The organism is Spongiimicrobium sp. 3-5, assembly GCF_046557915.1.
GTDB lineage: Bacteria > Bacteroidota > Bacteroidia > Flavobacteriales > Flavobacteriaceae > JBHEBG01.
Genome location: NZ_JBHEBG010000003.1, coordinates 1 through 21,344, shown reverse-complemented (window position 1 = coordinate 21,344; position 21,344 = coordinate 1). Strand labels below are relative to the sequence as shown.

Annotated in this window: 17 protein-coding genes and 1 tRNA gene; 4 read left to right on the top strand and 14 right to left on the bottom strand. The window is 41.3% G+C overall.

Annotated features, from left to right (window positions below):
• Window positions 1-171: 171 nt before the first annotated feature.
• The 7 genes from ACEQ81_RS11590 to ACEQ81_RS11560 form a co-directional block, all read right to left on the bottom strand.
• Window positions 172-246, bottom strand: a tRNA-Val gene (locus tag ACEQ81_RS11590).
• A 148-nt stretch (window positions 247-394) separates the two neighbouring features.
• Entirely contained in the window at window positions 395-1,606 is a 1,212-nt protein-coding gene (locus ACEQ81_RS11585) for a bifunctional folylpolyglutamate synthase/dihydrofolate synthase (RefSeq protein ID WP_411031064.1), read from the bottom strand.
• Window positions 1,607-1,637: 31 nt separating this feature from the next.
• Window positions 1,638-2,534, bottom strand: coding sequence for a cell envelope integrity protein TolA (locus ACEQ81_RS11580; RefSeq protein WP_411031063.1), 897 nt, complete (start codon window positions 2,532-2,534; stop codon window positions 1,638-1,640).
• Window positions 2,534-2,920 (bottom strand): ExbD/TolR family protein, encoded by a 387-nt coding sequence (locus ACEQ81_RS11575; protein ID WP_411031062.1) that lies wholly within the window; start codon window positions 2,918-2,920, stop codon window positions 2,534-2,536. The genes ACEQ81_RS11580 and ACEQ81_RS11575 overlap by 1 nt, the downstream gene beginning before the upstream one ends.
• 9 nt (window positions 2,921-2,929) lie before the next feature.
• Window positions 2,930-3,622, bottom strand: coding sequence for a MotA/TolQ/ExbB proton channel family protein (locus ACEQ81_RS11570; protein ID WP_411031061.1), 693 nt, complete (start codon window positions 3,620-3,622; stop codon window positions 2,930-2,932).
• Window positions 3,623-3,672: 50 nt separating this feature from the next.
• Window positions 3,673-5,007 carry a sodium:proton antiporter NhaD gene (gene nhaD / locus ACEQ81_RS11565; RefSeq protein WP_411031060.1) on the bottom strand — a complete coding sequence of 445 codons (1,335 nt, stop codon included), beginning with the start codon at window positions 5,005-5,007 and terminating at the stop codon, window positions 3,673-3,675.
• A gap of 19 nt (window positions 5,008-5,026) precedes the next feature.
• Window positions 5,027-6,259, bottom strand: coding sequence for a Glu/Leu/Phe/Val dehydrogenase dimerization domain-containing protein (locus ACEQ81_RS11560; RefSeq protein ID WP_411031059.1), 1,233 nt, complete (start codon window positions 6,257-6,259; stop codon window positions 5,027-5,029).
• Window positions 6,260-6,566: 307 nt separating this feature from the next.
• On the opposite strand from ACEQ81_RS11560, the gene ACEQ81_RS11555 reads away from it, so the two are divergent.
• The 3 genes from ACEQ81_RS11555 to ACEQ81_RS11545 all read left to right on the top strand — a co-directional run bounded on the left by ACEQ81_RS11555 (window position 6,567) and on the right by ACEQ81_RS11545 (window position 14,022).
• Complete coding sequence (locus tag ACEQ81_RS11555) at window positions 6,567-7,709, top strand: acyl-CoA dehydrogenase (RefSeq protein WP_411031058.1); 1,143 nt, start codon at window positions 6,567-6,569, stop codon at window positions 7,707-7,709.
• 326 nt (window positions 7,710-8,035) lie between these two features.
• Window positions 8,036-12,544, top strand: coding sequence for a glutamate synthase large subunit (gene gltB / locus ACEQ81_RS11550; RefSeq protein WP_411031057.1), 4,509 nt, complete (start codon window positions 8,036-8,038; stop codon window positions 12,542-12,544).
• Window positions 12,545-12,555: 11 nt separating this feature from the next.
• Complete coding sequence (locus ACEQ81_RS11545; RefSeq protein ID WP_411031056.1) at window positions 12,556-14,022, top strand: glutamate synthase subunit beta; 1,467 nt, start codon at window positions 12,556-12,558, stop codon at window positions 14,020-14,022.
• 84 nt (window positions 14,023-14,106) lie between these two features.
• Here the strand turns inward: ACEQ81_RS11545 and ACEQ81_RS11540 are convergent, their stop codons facing one another.
• From ACEQ81_RS11540 to ACEQ81_RS11510, 7 genes are all read right to left on the bottom strand, one after another.
• On the bottom strand, window positions 14,107-14,238 hold the full coding sequence (locus tag ACEQ81_RS11540) for a hypothetical protein (protein ID WP_411031055.1): 132 nt from the start codon (window positions 14,236-14,238) through the stop codon (window positions 14,107-14,109).
• A 2-nt stretch (window positions 14,239-14,240) separates the two neighbouring features.
• Window positions 14,241-15,716 (bottom strand): sodium:solute symporter family protein, encoded by a 1,476-nt coding sequence (locus ACEQ81_RS11535; protein ID WP_411031054.1) that lies wholly within the window; start codon window positions 15,714-15,716, stop codon window positions 14,241-14,243.
• A 10-nt stretch (window positions 15,717-15,726) separates the two neighbouring features.
• Complete coding sequence (locus ACEQ81_RS11530) at window positions 15,727-16,482, bottom strand: creatininase family protein (protein ID WP_411031053.1); 756 nt, start codon at window positions 16,480-16,482, stop codon at window positions 15,727-15,729.
• A gap of 126 nt (window positions 16,483-16,608) precedes the next feature.
• Window positions 16,609-17,487 (bottom strand): RidA family protein, encoded by an 879-nt coding sequence (locus ACEQ81_RS11525; RefSeq protein ID WP_411031052.1) that lies wholly within the window; start codon window positions 17,485-17,487, stop codon window positions 16,609-16,611.
• Window positions 17,484-18,617 carry a mandelate racemase/muconate lactonizing enzyme family protein gene (locus tag ACEQ81_RS11520; RefSeq protein ID WP_411031051.1) on the bottom strand — a complete coding sequence of 378 codons (1,134 nt, stop codon included), beginning with the start codon at window positions 18,615-18,617 and terminating at the stop codon, window positions 17,484-17,486. The genes ACEQ81_RS11525 and ACEQ81_RS11520 overlap by 4 nt, the downstream gene beginning before the upstream one ends.
• A gap of 13 nt (window positions 18,618-18,630) precedes the next feature.
• Window positions 18,631-19,428 carry an SDR family NAD(P)-dependent oxidoreductase gene (locus tag ACEQ81_RS11515; RefSeq protein ID WP_411031050.1) on the bottom strand — a complete coding sequence of 266 codons (798 nt, stop codon included), beginning with the start codon at window positions 19,426-19,428 and terminating at the stop codon, window positions 18,631-18,633.
• Window positions 19,429-19,460: 32 nt separating this feature from the next.
• Window positions 19,461-20,141 (bottom strand): RraA family protein, encoded by a 681-nt coding sequence (locus tag ACEQ81_RS11510; RefSeq protein WP_411031049.1) that lies wholly within the window; start codon window positions 20,139-20,141, stop codon window positions 19,461-19,463.
• Window positions 20,142-20,372: 231 nt separating this feature from the next.
• Between ACEQ81_RS11510 and ACEQ81_RS11505 the strand changes: the two genes are divergently transcribed.
• Entirely contained in the window at window positions 20,373-21,239 is an 867-nt protein-coding gene (locus ACEQ81_RS11505; RefSeq protein WP_411031048.1) for an AraC family transcriptional regulator, read from the top strand.
• Window positions 21,240-21,344 lie beyond the last annotated feature (105 nt).

The following is a 21,344-nucleotide window of genomic DNA, read 5'->3' as shown; positions in this document are numbered from 1 at the left end:
TGATCGACATCTAGTTGTATATCTCCCTGGGCAAAACCACTATTGAAAGAGAAAATTAAAAAGCTTGAGAACACCCTACGTTGTCTTCCCTTCCAAACATCAAGACTCCTGTTTTGTGTTTTCTGGAAATAAAAAAACCCGCACTTTTCAGCACGGGTTTTCCGTTTGATGTGGGCCCTACTGGATTCGAACCAGTGACCCCCTGCTTGTAAGGCAGGTGCTCTGAACCAACTGAGCTAAGAGCCCCACTTAAAATTCTTCAATATTGCCCTGAACCTCCCGATAACTATCGGGATGAGCTAAGAGCCCCATTATATCAAAATCCCCATCCTTAGATTAGGGAGTGCAAATATAGGATTGTTTTTATTTTCCCAAAAGAAAAACCTACAAAAAATCACAGTACCTCCGCTACCGTAAAGGTGCTTCCCCCAATGAAGATCAAATCGGTGCTGCCAGCGGCTTTAAGTGCTGCGCTATACGCCTCATTAACACTGCCATAAGTAAGGCCTTTTAACCCATATTCCCTTGCTTTTTTAATCAAGGTTTCGGCATCCAAACCTCGTCGAATATTTGGGCGAGTAAAAAAGTAAAGGGCATCTTTGGGTAAAAGGGGTAAAATGGCATCCAAATTTTTGTCCACCACAAAACCCAATACCATGTGGAGCTTGCCATACTTTTGTTTAAATAACTGTTCTAATACCAAGGTTAGTCCTTCACTATTATGGGCAGTATCGCATATTGCCGTGGGTTTATTACGGAGCACTTGCCATCTTCCCAACAAGCCAGTATTTTCCACTACCTTCATAAGCCCGGCTTTTATATGCTCCTCGGTAATATGAAAATTCCGTAACAACCTTAAAGTAGCTACCACTCCTTTGACATTTTTAGTTTGATAGTCTCCCAATAAGGATGTTGGATAGATAGTTTTGATAGTGCTGTCGGCAAATATAATCTCGGAATTTTTCTTCTGGGCGATCGATTTAAAGACCATGGCCACCCCTTCTTGGTGTTCACTGATGACCACGGGCACTTGCTCTTTAATAATTCCGGCTTTTTCAAATGTTATTTTTTCCAGGCTATCCCCTAACATGTCCATATGGTCAAAACCGATATTCGTAATCAGGGACACTTCGGGTCTTATAATATTGGTAGAGTCTAGTCGCCCCCCTAATCCCACTTCAATGACCGCTATATCTATTTCTTGGTCCGCAAAATAACTGAAGGCCATACCTACGGTCATTTCAAAAAAGGACATTTTATGTGCCTCAAAATATGAACTATTGCCTTCTATAAAATCCACAACAAACTGTTCACTGACCTCTTGTCCATTTATTTTAATGCGCTCTCGGAAATCTTTTAAATGCGGAGAAGTATACAGTCCAACATTATAGCCCGCCTCTTGTAGTATGGAAGCCAACATATGACTACAGGAACCTTTTCCATTGGTACCCGCAACGTGGATACTTTTAAATTTTTTGTGGGGGGAGTTTAAGTAATCGGAAAAAGACCTAATAGTATCTAATTTGCCGTTAAAGGCAACTTTGCCTTTTTCCTGATACATTGGAAGTTGTACAAACATCCAATCCAAAGTTTCCTTATAGGTCATTCAATGCTGATTGAATCTGCAAAGGTACAATCTATTCACTCAATTTAAAATTGACCACTACAAATCCTATTTGTTGACTGGGCGCATTGGAATCCAAATTCCATTTGTGTTTAAATGCGGTCTTACTGGCAGGATCTAAAAGACAAGGGTGACTGTTATTGGTACCTTTTACCCCGGGGGTGGCACTGATTACCTTTCCTGTTCTGTCCACAACAATTTTTACAACTACAGTACCTTCTTCGTTACATTCTTGAGGTACCTTACCCCTACTTACCAAGGATCTACCATTTAATCCATAACCGCCTGTACCATTTCCCGAACCAGGGCTTCCGTAATAACTAGTAGCATACGGATCACCATCTGGATGTCCTTTATCCCCTGTTTTGTGGTCATCACCTTCAGAACCAGAGGCCGTGCCATCGGATTTATTGAGTCCTCCCATAAGGGCATCGAGTTTGTTTTTCTTTGCCTGGCGTTCTTTCTCGGCCTTGGCCTCCGCATCGCGTTTCCTTTTAGCCTCCCTTTCCGCCTCTGCCTTGGCTTTTTTGGCAGCATTGTCCGCTATTCGCTTAGCCTCTTGTTCTTGTCTTATTTTAATGGATTCTTCGCTTTCTTGCGTTAAGACCTTTTCTGCCGGTGGTGCTTTTGCCGGGGCTTCTTCGGCAGTCTCCTTGGCTACTTTTTCTATCTCTTGTTCTTCTATTTTTGGTTCTGTAGGTTTCTTATTGGGTTCGGATTTTACTTTTTCTTTTGGTTGTACATTACCACTACCAAAATCCGTAGTGCCAAAATTTATGGAAATACCATTTTCAATGGGAGGATCCATATAGGTGAGTCCTATATAAAAAAGCAAGAGTAATAGTACACTTAACAACAAAGTTGTAAGTGTAAAGGATTTTTTCTTGTGTCTCGTATCTAATAGCGACATTAATTGGGTCGCACTGCCAAAATAACCTTATAACTGTTCCTATTGGCGATATCCATAACGTGGACCGCTTCTTTAATGGCCACACTTTCTTCCGCCCTTAGGATAATCGTAGGTTTTTCTTGCCCTTCCAGTGCCTTTTTTAATTCAATTTCTATGTATTCTCCGTTAATTCTCTCGTTGTTCACAAAATATTCCAGGTCTTTGTTGATGGTAACCGAGACATTTTGAGTATTGGTAGATTTCCCTTTTGCCTTTGGTAATAATAAATCCAAGGCATTTGGAGAGTTGGATGTGAGCATGAAAAAGACCAGCAATAAAAACACGATATCTGTCATGGACGACATGCTAAAGTCTGGACTTACTTTATTTCTACCTTTCAATTTCATATTTCAGCACTAAACAGGTTCGTTCAATAAGTCTAGGAACTCTACGGCGTTTGCCTCCATCTTGTGTACCACTTTATCCGTTCTGTTTACCAGGTGATTGTAGCCTATGTATGCAATGATACCTACAACAAGGCCTGCCACAGTGGTTGTCATGGCGGTGTATATACCGGAGGCCAAAGAACCCATTTCTGCCTGTCCCCCGCTAGAGGCCATTTCGTGGAAAGCCAATATCATTCCGATTACCGTACCTAAAAACCCGATCATGGGCGCTGCTCCGGCTACTGTGGCTAGCACACTGACATTACGTTCTAGTTTGTAAACCTCTAGGGTACCTGCATTTTCTATTGCGGTATTGATATCGTCCAAGGGTTTTCCAATTCTGGAAACTCCTTTTTCGGTAAGACGGGCCACAGGAGAATCTGTTTGGGCGCAAAGTAATTTGGCAGCTTCGAGCTTGCCGTTCATTACATGATCGCGTATTTGATTCATGAAATTCTTATCTATTTTGGACGCTGCCTTTATGGCAAATATGCGCTCAAAATAAATATACATCGCCACAAATAAAAGTACAAACAACACCGAAATAATAACGATACTGCCCGTACCACCATTTACTATTAAATCGACTACTGAAAGTGTTTTTTCTTCGGATATGGCATCCCCAACTTCTGCCCCGTTTGCAAGGTCTTGAAACAATAACATATATTTTCTCGTATTAAAGTTGCCTTAATAACGGTATTTTATCGATTAAATTATCCGTGCAGGACAAAATCTCTCATTAACACAAAAGCAATGGCACCGGCAACAAAACCAACCATTGCCAACCATGCTATTTTCTTTAGATACCAAAAAAAGTCTATTTTTTCCATTCCCATGGCAACTACACCGGCAGCAGATCCAATAATAAGCATACTACCACCCGTACCAGCGGAATAGGCGATGAAATGCCAAAGTGGGTTATCCATAGGCTCGGAGAACATGCCCATACTGGCTGCCACCAAGGGAACATTGTCAATAACGGCCGACCCAACACCAAAAAGCATAACAACAATATCCGTATTGGGGATGGCGGCGTTTAAACTACCTGCATAATGGAACAACATCCCTAAGGACTCCAAAGCCGCAACGGCCAATAATATTCCTAAGAAAAACAGTATGCTTGGTAATTCAATTTTTGAAAGTGAATGATGCACCGGACTATGGTGGCCCGCCGTATCGTGGTCATCACCATCCGCATTGGATATACTAAATTTTGTGCCGCTATAAATCTCCGCAAAAGTAGCAACTACGGCCAAGGACAACATCATCCCTACATATGGGGGCAAATGGGTTATCGTTTTAAAGAAAGGAACAAAAACAATGGCTCCCAACCCAAGATATAGCATGGTAGCACCGAATCTAGACTTTGGCGCATTATCTTCAAATGTGCCGTCTATTTCACCGCTAAAGGCCTTTTTACCACCGGCGATCAAGGTAGGCACTATCATACATACAATTGACGGTATCAATACATGTATTACCAACTGACCTGCAGACACCTTGTTGGCGATCCAGAGCATTGTGGTGGTAACATCACCTATAGGCGACCAGGCGCCCCCAGCATTGGCGGCAACAATTATCATACCGGCAAACCACAGCCTGGTTTGTCTGTCATTAATAACTTTTTGCAAAATGGTCACCAAAACAATGGTGGCCGTTAAATTATCAATAATCGCAGATAGGATGAACGCCAAAATGGAGAACAGCCATAATAGTTTTCGCTTGCTTTTTGTTCTTATATACCCTTTAATGGTAGCAAACCCATCAAAATAATCTATTATCTCTACAATGGTCATTGCACCTAACAGGAAAACAAGTATTTCCGCAGTCTTCCCTAAATGGTGCAGGAGAATCTCATCAATATGCGTGGGTTCTAATTCCCTAAGTTCTGCATTCACCTCAAAAACAGGCATATGCGCTAACGCTATTATGGCCCACAAAATGGCCATCATGGCCAAAGCTGGTATAAGTTTATCAATTTTTAGATTGTGTTCTAGGGTAATTGCGAGATACCCGGCCAAAAATACAATGATGATGATGGTCTCCATAGTTCGGTTGGTTTAATATTTATATTAATTGTTTCAATGCAATCTCAAATCCTGTCTTACACAAATTCTGTTTTGCTGGATTTTGCTTAAAGATATTCAAAATTGCCTTTCGAATGGTATTCGATGTGTCATTAAAAATTAATTCGTCGTCCATTCCTACCCTTCTTTCCATAAAATAAGCAAAAACACGTGCCATTCCACAGTTGGAAATGAAGTCTGGTATTAAACTTACGCGTTCATCCGTATACTCCATAATAGGGCCAAAAAATATCTCCTTGTCCGCAAAAGGAACATTTGCACCACAGGTAATCACCTCTAAACCACTATCTATCATTTCACCAATCTGCTCCTTGGTTATTAATCTTGAAGCCGCACATGGTGCAAATATTTCTGTGGGCAAGTTCCATATTTGCTCGTTGATCTCTTCAAAAGGAATCATATGATGGGCGTCAGCGATTAAGGTATTGCCTTTTTTGTTCAGAAAAAAAGCACTTATTTCTTCAAAAGAAAACCCATCTTCATTAATTACACCGCCTACCCTATCAATAATTCCAACAACTTTAGCCCCCATTTGTGCTAAGTAAAAGGCCGCAGCGGCCCCTACATTTCCAAATCCTTGGATCACAGCTCTTTTTCCTACCACTGTTCCTCCATAAATATCATAATAATGCCTAACCGCCTCTGCTACGCCAAAACCGGTTATCATATCCGCCACGGTATATTTTCTACGTACGTCCGGAGAATATGTATTACTCTCCAACACCTTTATTACACCAAGCCTTAATTGGCCTATTCTGTTTATTTTATCGGCCTCCGTAGGCTTAAAATGGCCGTTAAAGACCCCTTCCTGAGGGTGCCATACCCCGGCGTCTTCGGTTATGGGGATAACTTCATGTATTTCGTCCACATTTAAATCCCCTCCCGTTCCATAGTAACTTTTTAGTAAGGGGGCCACTGCACCGTACCAACGTTCTAAAACCCCTTTTTTCCTTGGGTCGTGCGGATTAAAATTAATTCCCGATTTTGCACCCCCAATGGGTGGTCCGGATACGGTAAATTTTACTTCCATCGTTTTTGCCAAGGAAAGCACTTCGTTCATATCTAGGCCTTCTCGCATTCTGGTACCACCTCCTGCCGCTCCTCCTCGAAGCGAATTGATAACCGTCCAACCTTCGGCTTCCGTCTCGGAATCCTTCCAGTTAAATACTATTTCGGGCTGTTTATTTTCGTACTTGGATAATAATTCTTTCATTTCAATTGATTATAAAATTATGTGATCTAGATTTCCTACTAAACTGCTTGCATACTTCATTTAACTACCCCAAAAGGGGCTAATGCTGTCTCATAATTTTGGATTAAATCAATTGTGCGGCTTATAGCCAAACAAATATAAAAATATTGCACTGGTTTCATAATTTTTGTCGCCCGGAGATCTGAATATTTTAGATCAAAAAGTTTAATTTCGACATTAAAGCATTCTTAAATTATAACTGATATTGTTAAATATATCCCATCATAAGCTTATATTTGCAGTAATTTTTTATCAATATAATAGCAAAATGGACTTTACACTATCAGAAGAGCAATTGATGATACAGCAAGCTGCCAAAGACTTTGCTGAAACGGAATTACTCCCGGGGGTCATAGCACGGGACGATGCACAGAAATTTCCCGCAGAAGAGGTAAAGAGAATGGGTGAGCTGGGTTTTTTAGGCATGATGGTAGACCCAAAATATGGAGGTAGTGGTTTAGATACCATATCCTACGTGCTGGCCATGGAAGAGCTCTCCAAAGTAGACGCATCTGCTTCGGTCATTGTTTCCGTAAATAATTCCTTGGTATGTTGGGGGTTGGAGACCTATGGCAACGCAGCCCAAAAGGAAAAATACCTAACTAGATTGGCCTCCGGTGAAATTATCGGGGCTTTTTGTCTATCCGAACCCGAAGCGGGTAGCGACGCTACATCACAAAAGACAACCGCATTGGATATGGGAGACCATTATGTGCTAAACGGAACCAAAAACTGGATCACCAGTGGAAACTCTGCTTCCGTGTATTTGGTAATTGCACAGACAGATGTAGAAAAAGGACATAAGGGCATTAATGCACTAATTGTAGAAAAAGACGCCCCCGGTTTTGAGGTAGGTCCGAAGGAAAATAAATTAGGAATACGGGGCAGTGACACCCATTCGTTACTATTTAATGATGTTAAGGTCCCCAAAGAGAATAGGATAGGAGAAGATGGGTTTGGGTTTAAATTTGCCATGAAAACCCTTGCAGGTGGCCGTATTGGTATTGCCGCCCAAGCTCTTGGTATTGCTGCAGGAGCCTATGATTTAGCCAAAAAATACTCCAAACAACGTAAGGCATTTGGAACAGAAATAAGCAACCATCAGGCCATTGCGTTTAAATTGGCCGATATGCATACCCAAATACAAGCAGCCCGTCATTTGGTCTACAAGGCGGCTTGGGATAAGGATAATGGCAACGATTATGACCTTTCTGGCGCCATGGCAAAACTTTATGCCTCACAAGTTGCCATGGAAACAACTGTAGAGGCAGTTCAGATACATGGTGGAAATGGTTTTGTGAAAGACTATCATGTAGAAAGAATGATGCGCGATGCCAAGATTACCCAGATTTATGAAGGTACTTCTGAAATCCAAAAAATAGTAATTTCGCGAAGCATTCTAAGGAATTAGTAGCTTATCAATTATAAGAAACATTATATACCCCATCGTTTTTAGGGTTGTCTTGCGTATATTATGTCTTTTATTGTCATGATCGCTTATTTTTGAAGGGTTATATTTAGTATTAACTGTTTTTCTAACAGTATACCCCTATAAAAATACCCCAAGAAGGGTTCTCACATCCTTAATTTATGATAATGATAAATTAACACTCCTAAAAGTCTTGATATACGTTTTTTTTAACGTTTAATTATAAACGTTGAATTTTTTATTAAGTAAGGGTTAAAGCTTTGAATATAACTCAGATAAAATGATATTTTTGAATAAATACCATAATCATGAAGCTGAGAAAACAAGGTTTGTACCTTCCCGAATTTGAGCACGATAACTGCGGTGCAGGGTTCATATGTAGCCTTAAAGGGAAAAGATCTAACGATATCATCCATAAGGCGTTGGAAATACTGGACAAGTTAGAACATAGGGGTGCAGTGAGTGCGGATGGTAAAACGGGTGATGGTGCCGGTATCCTAATCGATATCCCTCACGATTTTTTTAAAGCCGTTTGTGACTTTGACCTTCCCGAACCCGGAGAATATGCCGTGAGTAATGTTTTTTTACCTCAAAAAGAAAATCAAAGGAAATATTGCATTTCCATTTTTGAAGAGAATATTCTAAAACAAGGCCTGCAACTTCTAGGATGGCGAGATGTACCGGTTAACAAGGCCGTACCAGGAAGAATAGCCGCCCAGACAGAACCCTTTGTAAGGCAAGTTTTTGTGGCGAAAGCCACTGAGGATCAGGATTACTTCGATTTTAATTTAAAACTGTTCATTGCTAGAAAGGTAACCGAACACACGATCATTGATTCCAAACTTTCAGAAAGTCAATTTTTCTATTTACCCAGCCTTTCCACGAAAATTATAATCTTCAAAGGGCTTTTAATGCCCCAAGACATTAAGTTGTATTACAAAGATCTTATGGATCCCCGTGTAGTAACGAGGCTGGCCTTGGTACACCAGCGTTTTTCCACCAACACATTCCCCACTTGGGATTTGGCCCAGCCCTTTAGATATATGTGCCACAATGGAGAAATAAACACCCTAAGAGGTAACGTTAGCCGAATGCGATCTAGAGAAGAGCTTTTAAAAAGTGATTGGTTTGGAGACGAAATAAAGAATATACTTCCTGTTATTTTACCAGGAAAATCTGATTCTGCCACCATGGATATGGTAGTAGAATTATTATTGATGACAGGACGTTCCTTACCCGAGGTTATGATGATACTGGTGCCGGAAGCTTGGGAAAAAAACACAGAAATGTCCGAGGCAAAAAGAGCCTTCTATGAGTATAATTCTTGTTTAATGGAACCATGGGACGGACCCGCATCTATTCCTTTTACCGATGGCAACTACATTGGGGCCGTCCTGGACAGGAACGGCCTTCGCCCATCCCGATACTCGGTCACCAAAGATGGGTATGTGGTAATGTCCTCGGAAACCGGAGTGGTAGAACTTGCACCCGAAAATATTGAATTTCATGGAAGGTTGGAACCTGGAAAAATGTTCTTGGTAAACATGGAAGAAGGACGTATTGTTAATGATGAAGAAATAAAAGAGGAAATTGCCAATAGGCATCCTTATAAAAAATGGTTGGACAAGAATTTGGTGCATTTAAAAGATATTCCTTACAACGATTGTCCATTGTTTTTAAATGAAGCTTCCCTGGAAAAAAGGAAATCGGTCTTTGGATATACGCTAGAAGACGTAAATACCATTATCCTTCCTATGGGCAAAACCGCCAAGGAACCTATTGGATCTATGGGATCGGACACACCTATTGCTGTATTGTCCGAGCGGCCACAGTTAATCTATAATTACTTTCAACAACTATTTGCACAAGTAACCAACCCTCCGTTAGATGGTATCCGTGAAGAACTCATTACCGATATTAGTTTAACGCTGGGAAGCGATTATAATATTTTCGACTTTACAGAATTGCATTGCAGAAAGTTAAAGATTAGGAATCCGGTTATTTCCAAGGAAGATTTGGATAAGATAAAAAACTATGATGCAAGTCCGGATTACAAAGTAGTCTCCATTCCCATGCTTTATCCTATAGAAAAGGGGCATAACGGCTTGGAAGAGGCGCTAGAAAGTATTTTAGAGCAGGCGACACAAGCTATCGATGATGAGGCCAATATCATTATCCTATCTGACCGGAATGTGGATAAGGACTATGCCCCAATACCTGCGTTGTTGGCATGTTCTTACGTAAACAGCGGATTACAACATTTAGGTAAGCGCTCTAAATTAAGTGTAATCATAGAATCGGCAGAACCTAGGGAAGTGCATCATTTTGCACTTCTATTCGGGTTTGGCGCCAGTGCTATCAACCCATATCTAGTAAATGAAATCATTGCAGAACAAATAGAGCAGAACGATATTACCGAATATTCCTTTGAAGAAGCAATTCAAAATTACAACAAGGCCATAGGAAAAGGAATTTTAAAGGTGATGAACAAAATTGGGATCTCAACACTTAATTCCTACAGAGGGTCACAACTTTTTGAATGTATCGGAATCAACACAAAAACTGTTGAAAAATATTTCCCCAATACACCCACCCGTATACAGGGTATTGGCCTTTACGAAATAGAGAAGGAAATTACCAAACGTCATCAAAAAGCCTTTAAAAAACAAGAAATAGCGGCAAATCTAGATTTGGAGATCGGGGGTGAATATCGATGGAGAAGAGATGGCGAGAAACATATGTTTAATCCCCTTACTATTGCCAAACTTCAAAAATCGGTAAGAAATAATGAACCCGATACCTATAAGGAATTTTCTGAAATGGTGAATGAACAGGCCAAAAGTTTAATGACCATCCGCGGCTTGTTCGAATTCTCCAACTATGACCCCATCCCTCTGGAAGAAGTAGAACCTTGGACAGAGATTGTTAAACGGTTTAAGACCGGAGCAATGTCTTACGGTTCTATTAGTAAAGAAGCGCACGAAAATCTGGCTATAGCCATGAACCGAATTGGGGGTAAAAGCAACTCCGGAGAAGGCGGAGAAGACGCCGAACGTTTTTACAAAAGTCAAAATGGGGATTGGAGAAACAGTGCAATAAAACAAGTAGCGTCGGGACGTTTTGGGGTTACCTCAAACTATCTTACCAACGCGCAGGAGATACAAATTAAGATGGCCCAAGGGGCTAAACCTGGGGAAGGTGGACAATTGCCAGGGCCTAAAGTAAATCCTGCCATTGCAAAAACAAGAAATTCCACGCCCTACGTTGGCCTAATATCTCCACCACCACATCATGACATCTATTCCATCGAGGATTTATCCCAACTGATATTCGATCTAAAATCAGCCAACCGCGAAGCTCGCATCAATGTAAAATTGGTATCGGAAGTTGGCGTAGGCACAGTAGCCGCAGGGGTATCCAAGGCAAAAGCCGATGTAATCCTTATTTCAGGATTTGATGGAGGTACAGGGGCATCTCCCCTAACTTCCCTAAAGCATGCCGGACTACCTTGGGAATTGGGAATAGCTGAAGCACAACAAACCCTTGTACTCAACGATTTAAGAAATAGAGTTGTTGTGGAATGCGACGGACAGTTAAAAACAGGAAGGGATGTGGCAGTTGCTTGTTTATTGGGAGCAGAAGAATTTGGTTTTGCCACGGCTCCTTTGGTAGCTTCGGGCTGCATAATGATGCGTGTCTGCCATCTCAATACATGCCCTGTTGGCATTGCCACCCAAAATCCTGAATTGCGCAAAAAATTCAAAGGGAAACCAGAGCATGTGGTAAATTATATGTATTTCGTAGCACAAGAGCTTCGCGAAATTATGGCACAGTTGGGCTTTAAAACCGTAAACGAAATGGTGGGGCAGGTTCATAAATTGGATCGTAAGAAAGCCATAGCACACTATAAAGCCGCAGGCATAGACCTAACGCCTATATTGTATCAACCAGATGTACCAAAGGGCACCAAATTTTTCAACACACAGAAGCAACAACATCATATTGAGGATTCTATCGAATTTGATATTATTGAAAAAGCACATCCGGCCCTGTTCAGAAAGGAAAAGACCACGCTGGATTTTCCAATTTCCAACACTGACAGAACGGTTGGAGCTATCATTAGCAATGAGATTTCCAAGATTTATGGTGCCGAAGGCTTACCAAAAAACACCTTAAAATTGAACTTTACGGGTTCGGCAGGACAAAGTTTTGGGGCTTTTGCAACCAAAGGGCTAACACTTATCGTCAATGGAAATACCAACGATTATCTGGGTAAAGGGCTCTCTGGCGCCAAATTGGTAATAAAAGTACCAGACAAATCTACCCTTAAACCCGAAGACAATGTAATTACCGGTAATGTTACCCTATATGGCGCCACTTCCGGGGAAGCCTACATAAACGGAAAGGCAGGAGAGAGGTTTTGTGTTAGAAATTCCGGAGCGCATGCCGTTGTGGAAGGTATCGGGGATCACGGCTGTGAATACATGACCGGGGGCGTTGCCGTAATTCTGGGTGAAGTAGGTAGAAATTTCGGCGCCGGAATGAGCGGGGGTATCGCCTATGTATTTGATGAACAAAACACTTTTGAAAAGAAATGTAATAAGGAAGCACTGAATTTATTGGCTGTGGATGAAGACAACGATATCGCAGAGTTAAGGTCACTTATCGAAAAACATTACAACGCAACTTTAAGTCCATTGGCTCAGCGAATTTTAGAGAACTGGGATCAAAGTTTACCAAAGTTTATCAAAGTCTTCCCGGAAGAATACAAACAAGCCTTGATACGGTTGGAAAAAGAAAAAGTAGAAACTATTTAAGCTATTGAAATATGGGAAAGATTACGGGATTTTTGGAATTCGATAGAAAGGTTGAAGAATATACCCCTGTGGAAGATAGGGTGCAACATTATAAGGAGTTTACCATACCCTTAAAAGAAAAAGAGCTTAAGGACCAGGGGGCCCGGTGCATGGATTGTGGCATTCCTTTTTGCCATAGTGGATGTCCGTTGGGCAATATGATCCCTGATTTTAATGACTCTGTTTATAGGGGCAAATGGGAAAAAGCGGCAGAAATTCTGCATTCTACCAATAACTTCCCTGAGTTTACAGGCAGGCTTTGTCCTGCGCCCTGCGAGGAAGCATGTGTACTAGGCATCAATGAGGATCCGGTTTCCATTGAAAATATTGAAAAGAATATTGTGGAAACAGCCTTTAAAAAAGGGTGGATTACTGCCAATCCACCTGCACAAAGAACAGAGAAGAAAGTAGCTGTAGTAGGTTCTGGTCCTGCAGGATTGGCAGCTGCGCAACAACTGAACAGGGCGGGCCATTCCGTAACCGTTTTTGAACGCGACCAAAAAGTAGGCGGACTACTACGCTACGGGATTCCAGATTTTAAGATGGAAAAGCATGTAATAGACAGGCGATTGGCCATTTTGGAAGAGGAAGGCATTGTATTTAAGACCGGCATTGAAATTGGTGTGGACATAAAGGCCAATGAACTTAAGACAAATTTTGATGCGGTGGTTTTATGTGGAGGTGCTACAGTAAGAAGACCACTGCCAATAGAAGGTTCGGATCTTAAAGGCGTAGTACAGGCCATGGATTTCCTTGCCCAAAATAATAAACGGGTGGATGGCATTACCGATTTAGGTGAAGAAATTAAGGCCACAAACAAAAACGTTATTGTTATCGGTGGTGGAGATACCGGTTCCGATTGTATTGGCACTTCCTTTAGACATGGAGCAAAATCCGTTTCCAATTTTGAAATTATGGGAAAAGGTACACCAGAGCGCCCCGAGGATCAGCCTTGGCCGTTTTGGCCCATGAGGTTGCGTACAAGCTCGTCACATAAAGAAGGTGCGGAGCGTTTTTTTAGTATTTCTACCAAAAAATTTATTGGGGACAAACAAGGAAACCTCACCGGATTGATTACGGCCGAAGTAGAATGGATAACAACACCTGGAGAGCGCCCTATACTTAAAGAAATTGAAGGAACCGAAAAAGAATGGAAATGTGACTTGGCACTTCTTGCTTTGGGATTTACCGGTTCTGAAATGACAATTGCCGATCAGTTGGGGCTAGAAATGGATCCAAGAACAAATATCAAGGCTTCTATAAAAAATTATATGTCCAACATCCCGGGTGTTTTTGTCGCCGGGGATCAACGAAGAGGACAATCATTGATCGTGTGGGCCATATCCGAAGGTAGGGAGGCTGCTCATCATGTAGACCATTATTTGATGGGAAAATCCAATCTTCCTCTAAAAGGTGAGGGCGATTTACCAAGAATTTAGTTTTATTTGAATTAGTCGATGAAGGCCGTTCCCTATTTAGGGAGCGGCTTTTGTAATTTTAAGAAAACAGTTGAGTAGATCGATTTAGCCTTTTTCCTTTAAGTTTTCTATCATACTTCTAATATTTCCCCATCCTTTATAGGCAACTACGATGGTCACTAAGATATACCATCCCAGGATCAATCCACAAAATACCGTCCAAAACCAATAATCCATAATTATATTTCTTTAGTAAAAAGTAGTTTTAATTTTGAGCCTATAATCATGGCTAGGGCCGCTCCTATATAGGTTGCAATACCAAATTTATAAGGACCAATAGAAAGAACAAATTGCTTTGTGGCTTCTATTTCCTGGAATACCAAATAACCTACCGGGAGAGCTCCTCCGACTACAATTGCCGCTATGGCTCCCCAATTATTCGCTTCGCGCCAATAACAGGCCGCTATTAAGAGAACACTCATACTGGCCAGATATATGGTTCCTGTAACTTGCATGTAAACCCACAAATCCCCTTTCAACGGGTACCAAAGCCCATATAACAGTAAAAAAATCCCGATTAGGCCAATCAGTATTCTGTTCCATAACAGTCCTTTTTTATCTGACCAAACTCCCTTATGTATAGGCTTCATGATATCATTATAAATCACTGAACTCCAAGCGATCAAATAAGAAGAATTTGTAGACATGTCCGCCGCAAGCATGGCCGCTACAAGAATCCCAATTAAACCAACCGGTACGGCCGCAGCCATTAAGCTAGGCATGGCCATAATGGTCTCTGTTTCTCCAAATTTTCCTGGCCCAAAGTAATGCAACGCCACAATTCCCAATAAAGCGGGTACGGCAAAACGTACTATTAAAAAGGGAGAAGTGCCAATGTATATCTTTCTGGCCGTTCTTGTACTCTTGGCCGCTAAGACCCTGGTTATAATTGTTTGCCATGTTAGAATGGCGGCAAAAGCCAATAGGATATCTAGCATAATTCTGTCCCAACCGTACCTACCATTGTCGAATGGGTTAAATGCCTCGTTTCCCAACTCTGTTTTTAATGTGGTCAATATATCGAACCAGCCAAAATTTATTATGAAAAGGACAATCACTGTAATGAGACCTATGCTCATGACCACAAATTGAATATAGTCGGTAATAAGTACGGATATCATTCCGCCAAGAATGGTATATGCAGCAACCCCTAAAAGGATAAGGGTCATAATAATCTCGATATAACCCAAATCGAATCCACATACTATTGCTAGAAAATTACCGGCCTGTCTTAAAAAAACCCCCATATTAAGTAATCCTCCCAAAACGATGACCACGCCACTGGCCCATCTCACTTTCTTTCCAAATTTTGTCTCAAAAAGTTCGGGTAGGGTAATTACCCTCTTATCCCTTAAAGGCTTAATACAAAAGCCGGTCTTACCCACAACAAACATGGCAAAAGCCAAAGCAATTCCGGGCACTATGCCAACAAAGCCATACTTAAATCCCAACTCGGCATTGGCCATACAGGTAGCAATTCCAAACTCCGTTGCTGCCAAGGAAGCTATCCCCAAATAGAGGTCGACACTTCTACCTGCCACCAAAAAATCATCAACTCCTTTGACAAATTTTCTAACCCATAATCCGGCAGTAATAGTACCTACAAGGTATAGTAAAACAATGAGGCCGTCTATAAAAGGGTCAAAATTGGTCATCTATAAGTAATCAAAGCGTTAGCATATCTTGTGTAATCTGCCTTAAGGCATTTACCACCAACACCGTGATTTGTTCTCCTTTTTTAGCGGAAGCCAGACCTGGATCGCCAAAAACGCCATTAGCTGTCATTTCTTTCATTGTTCTGTAATAGGAGACTTGAGGGCCATTCAACATATCGCCTTCAGCCCATGGAAATGTATCGTTATGTGCGCCTTTCTGCTGCTGATCCATATGGACCAGATGTGGCGCAATATATAGCATTAAGGAAGTCTCAAATTCTCCGGCATGACCGGTTCCTCCTGGCCCGCTTTCATTTAATGCTTCCATGGCCTTGCCACCAATACGCCACCATGTAGCCAATACAAGGTTCGCTTTGGGGTTTTCATAGCCCATTTTTTCTACAAACAATTGTGCTGCGGCCTGATTTCCGCCATGACTATTTAACAAGATGATATTGGTAAAACCATGTTTTAGCACAGAAGCTATAATTTCTGTTACCTGCCGTACAAAACCTTCGTGACTTAGGCTTAAAGAGCCGGGAAAATCCATATGATGATTGGAGCAACCCACTGCCACTGATGGCAAAACAAGAATCTTATCGGGAACTGCTTTGTGCAATGCTTGGGCAAAGTGTTCGCCTATGAGTCTATCAGTGGCTAAAGGCAAATGGGAACCATGTTGTTCCGTTGCCGCAACTACTAATAAAACAGGAATGTTCCTGCTTATTTGATCTAATTGTGTGGTCGTAAGTTCGTCCCAGATCATATCACTTAAATTTTAAATATGTTCAAAATTTCATTCGTCCGACTAAAATCTTCAGCCTTTTTGGGCTACCCTAAACCAATTAGCACTATAAAAGATGTTCCTCCCATTTGTTATTTATATCGGGCATCATTTTTTTACGGCCCAGATTTCAAGCTCTACCAACAGACCTTTCAACAGACCGGTTTCAACAGCCGTGCGTACCGGTTTTGGTTCTTCAAAATAGTTTTTATAGACCTCGTTGAATCTCGACCACTGCCCTAAATCTTTAATATATACATTTACTTTAAATGCATCTTGTAAGGTACAACCAGCCGAGGCCAATTGCTTACTGCAATTGGCCAAGGTGTACGCGGCTTGCTCTTCAATAGTATCCCCAACGATATCTCCATTGTTATCTATAGCTGCCTGCCCCGAAATAACCACCAACTTTCCCGGATCTACAACGAGAACAGGTGCGTAGGGTCCTGCGGTTTTGTGTTGCCCTGCTCCTTTTGGCATGGACTTAAGATTTTTAGGCGGCCCTTCTCGCTCCTTTTTTGTTACCGGCATACTTCCGGTGAACCCCGTAATTTTCCATTGACCATCTACTTTTCGACATCTATACAATGCTTGCCAATCTGTATTCTCCATGAGGCCATCTTTCTTTTTAATAGCACCACAACATCTTTTGCGGACCAAGGCACTTTCGCCTTGCACTTCTATATGCTGTAAAACGGTAATCCTATGAAGTGCCTGCCCAATATCTTCGCCCCAGGTAGTTTCACTCGTAATTTTAGCATGTTCTAGCCATTCTTTTTTGTAAGCATCCAGACTAGGAAATTGTAACTTCCACTCGTCCATATTCTTCATTTGTCCGGCATCGATTCCCATGAAAGCACTTTCCAAAAAATCGTCCTTTACCATGTTCCAATTCTGAGCAACAAATGCATCGATATCTCGTTCCACCAACATATTCCAGAGGTAGTATCTATCTTCATCTTTTGGCGAAAATGGATTGTTGGTCATTGCTTATATTCCTTTTGGCTTACTTTGTAATGTTTGATGGCTTCCATATCGGGAACTACACCAAGGCCATGACCCTGTGGCAGGTGAACGAATGGGGGTTCTATTTTCAGGGGAGTCTGTAGTAAATCGTGTTCTCTTATTAATCGTCCAAAAATGTCGCTTGGCCATATGCACGAAGCAGCAGCGGCAGCCGAGTGTACATACATGGCTTCCAATATTCCAAGATCGATTTCGGATCCATGCCAACACGGTTTTTCGGCCGCAGAAGCAATATGGTCCAAACGTTGAAAATTGGCAAGGCCACAATTAAAATTGAATCCGTCCACGGCCTGCTCCTGTATCGCCCGAATGCTATCTTTAACTCGCTGGCCGTGTAATACATAAGGTAAAGAAACATGAAGTACAATTGGAACTGAACTGTAAGCCCTTAGCTTCGCATATTCGGAAAGTTGCCAACGTGGGATAGGATCTTCCAAACAAAGAACATTACCTATTTTCTGCAGCCCATCTATTCGTGATTTCGCTTCAAAAGCGTAGTCCCATCGTTCATTAGGATCCAAAATAACCTTCATATCCGGCGCAACATCTGCAATGGTACTACACCAACCAACTACATCGTCTTCCAAATCGCTTTTAAACTTAAGACAATCATAACCCATTTGTTGGTACTTGATTGCCAAATCTGCAATATCGTCTTGACTGCGATGACTAGACCAGGCACCTACCTTAACTTTTTCCTTCAATGCTCCTCCCAGAAGATCTACGACCCTAACTTCTTTTAACCTAGCGTATACATCCCATACAGCGCACTCAAAGCCATCATACTCCCTGCTGAAGACAAAAGGTAATTTTTGCAATACCAGTTGCTCAATATTTTTACCCAATAAAATGGTGCATATGGCCTCTACCGTCTCCCAGTTATGTCCCCGATAACATTCTCCCCATCCTACGAGTCCATTTTGAAGTTCTAGTTTAATCAAAAGTTTGGTAACCTGATCGAACTGTATACTCCAGCCCGCTTTGGCCCCAACGGGTAACTTATGTAATGGTTTGTTGACGCTATCACTTGCTATTGCCCCCGGATGTGCCGGCACCAATACTTCGTACAATGTTATGTGGGTAATCTTCATTTTGTGTTCGTTATTATTCGGATACAAAGCTATTCTTGAACAGCATATTGCTGAATCCTGCATCTACTCCAATATTTTGACCCGTAATTGATCGGCTTAAATCGGAAAGAAGAAAGATTACGGCATTCCCACAATCGCGGGCACTAACAGTATGTTTTAAACTTTGATACTCCTTCTTATAGTCTTCTACCCATTGTTCTGGGTCATCGGTCCAGGTACTAATAAGGCTGAGATTCTGTTCTGCATGAATGTAGCCCGGAGCCACAGAATTACACCTGATACCCAGTTCACCCAATTCTAAGGCCATACCTCTTGTAAGGCCGTTTACCGCAGATTTTGCACTAGAATAGATAGCGTATTTGGACATAGTTGCCTGGGCGTGTACGGACGAAATGTTTACGATGTTCCCAACGGCTTTGTGGGCCAAGAGTTGTTTTACAAAGGTTTTGGACATCAACCAAATTCCACGGACATCTACGTCATAGAGGTTATCAAATTCTTGCTCCTCTGCCAGATGTGCTTTTTTGCTTAATCCTATGCCAGCATTGTTAACCAATCCGTGAACCACTCCACATTGGCCATTGACTTTCTCAAAAATTTTTTTGACATCCCTAGCTTGGCTTATATCTCCCGGAGCTGCAATGGCATTAGGGTATTTATTGGCTGCGTCTTTAGCCTTTTCCTCGTCCAAATCATTGATGATCAGATTTCCCCCAGCAGCTACTACCGCTTCACAAATTCCTACTCCTACACCAAAACCAGCCGCTCCGGTTACCAGAATGTTCTTGCCCGTAAAATCAATATCCATCATAAAAACATGTTAGTTTTAGAGAAAACAAGGTATTACATTATTCCGTACCTATCAAAAGCTTCACATGCAGACATACCGCCTTCAATGACTTTTTGAACCATTTTTTCACCTCTTACTTTTTCCAGTGCTCTATGAATTACTTCCACCTCTATCCACTGGGGAATGATGCATACCCCATCCAAATCGCCAAAGACAATATCTCCAGGTTGAATCAACACCTTATCCATTTTCAAAGGAACCCTAAAATCCACAACCCTACCCCGTGGTCCCTGATCTTGTGCATACCGACCATGGGAGAAGGTAGGGAACTTAAGTTCTAAAATACCTTTTGTATCTCTAGAAAATCCATTTACAACAGCTCCAGAGGCTCCACAAACCATGGCTCTAGTACTCATAAGTTCTCCCCAAAGCGCATAGGTAGGGGAGGCTCCCGAACATATGTACACTTCATTTTTCTTTAAATCGTCTAGAGCCTCTAACATCAATCCGAAAGGTTTTGAAACCACAGGGTTGGCCTCCTGTTCTTCTAAAATATCAGCTTCCAAAACTGGCATCGCTCGTCCTACTACAACCATTTTAGAATCTAAGGGTTGAATTTTTGGAGGTAAAAACTGATGTAAGTACCCTTCTTGGTCCATTACATCACCAACAACAGCCGAAAATAACTCCTTTCTCATTAAAGCAAATAGCTCTTCATCGTTCTTCCAATTCATTCTGATTTCTATTTATTATCCTTATTTAAAAATACATGAACCGAGAATGTGCGCTCGATTTTAAACAAAGTTGAAACAAATGTTTAAGCAATGCTACCAAAATTTCAACCAGAAATGATACATAACCTATAAATTTAGGCTGCTTACTAATACTTTAATTGCTTTTTGTGTATATTATTCCTTTCAATTGCAATTAATTAAGTGTAATTTTAGTTTAGCCAGATACTTTTTATGAAACCTAGACTAATAGATCGTAGTAACTCTAAAGACCAGTCGTTTAGCGTAAGCTATTTGGATGAGCAGTACTTTTTTAAGGTATGGCATTACCATCCGGAACTGGAGTTGGTATTTATATTGGAAGGTACGGGCACTCAGTTCGTAGGTGATAGTATTGAACAATTTCAGGCTGGTGATGTGGTGTTGATAGGTAAAAATTTACCCCACCTTATGCTGAACGATAGTGATTATTTTGAGAAAGGGTCTACGCTTGCTGCACGGGCCATAGTAATTAATTTTGAACGATATTTTGCAGGGCGCACTTTTCTGTCCTTGCCTGAAATGGCATCTATTAATACCCTTTTGGACTTAAGTCTGCGAGGGATTAAATTTCATGGGGTTGTTAGGGAGCAGGCACTTCTTGCGGCACAGCGGATTTTTGAACTTGCCGATTATGAGCGGATGCTCGCACTGATTCATTTATTATGTTCGCTTTCCAAAACTTCTGATTATAGGTTACTTTCCAGTTCTGGGTTTTCCAATTCCGTTGCCAACATTGAAAAAAGTAGAATGGGAAAGGTCTATGACTATGTGATGAACAATATGGACAAAAATATTAGCTTAAAAAGGGCCGCAGAAATTGTTCATATGAATCCTACCTCATTTTCGAGGTATTTTAAAAAAAATCACAAGAAGAATTTTACGCAATATGTAAATGAGGTGCGTATAGGGTATGCTTGCAAACTACTACTCGAAAAAAAGTTGAATGTTTCTGAAATCTGCTATCGGGTGGGCTTTAACAACATCTCCAATTTTAATAGACAATTTAAGATTATTAAGGGAGTGTCTCCCCGGGAATATCTTAAGTCGTATTTATTTTGAGTTTCAATGGACATTTCCATTAGATAAGGCATAAAAACAAAAAAGGTCCCTTGCAAATTGCAAGGGACCTCGAAGAAAGGCGGCGGCCTACTCTCCCACCTGGTG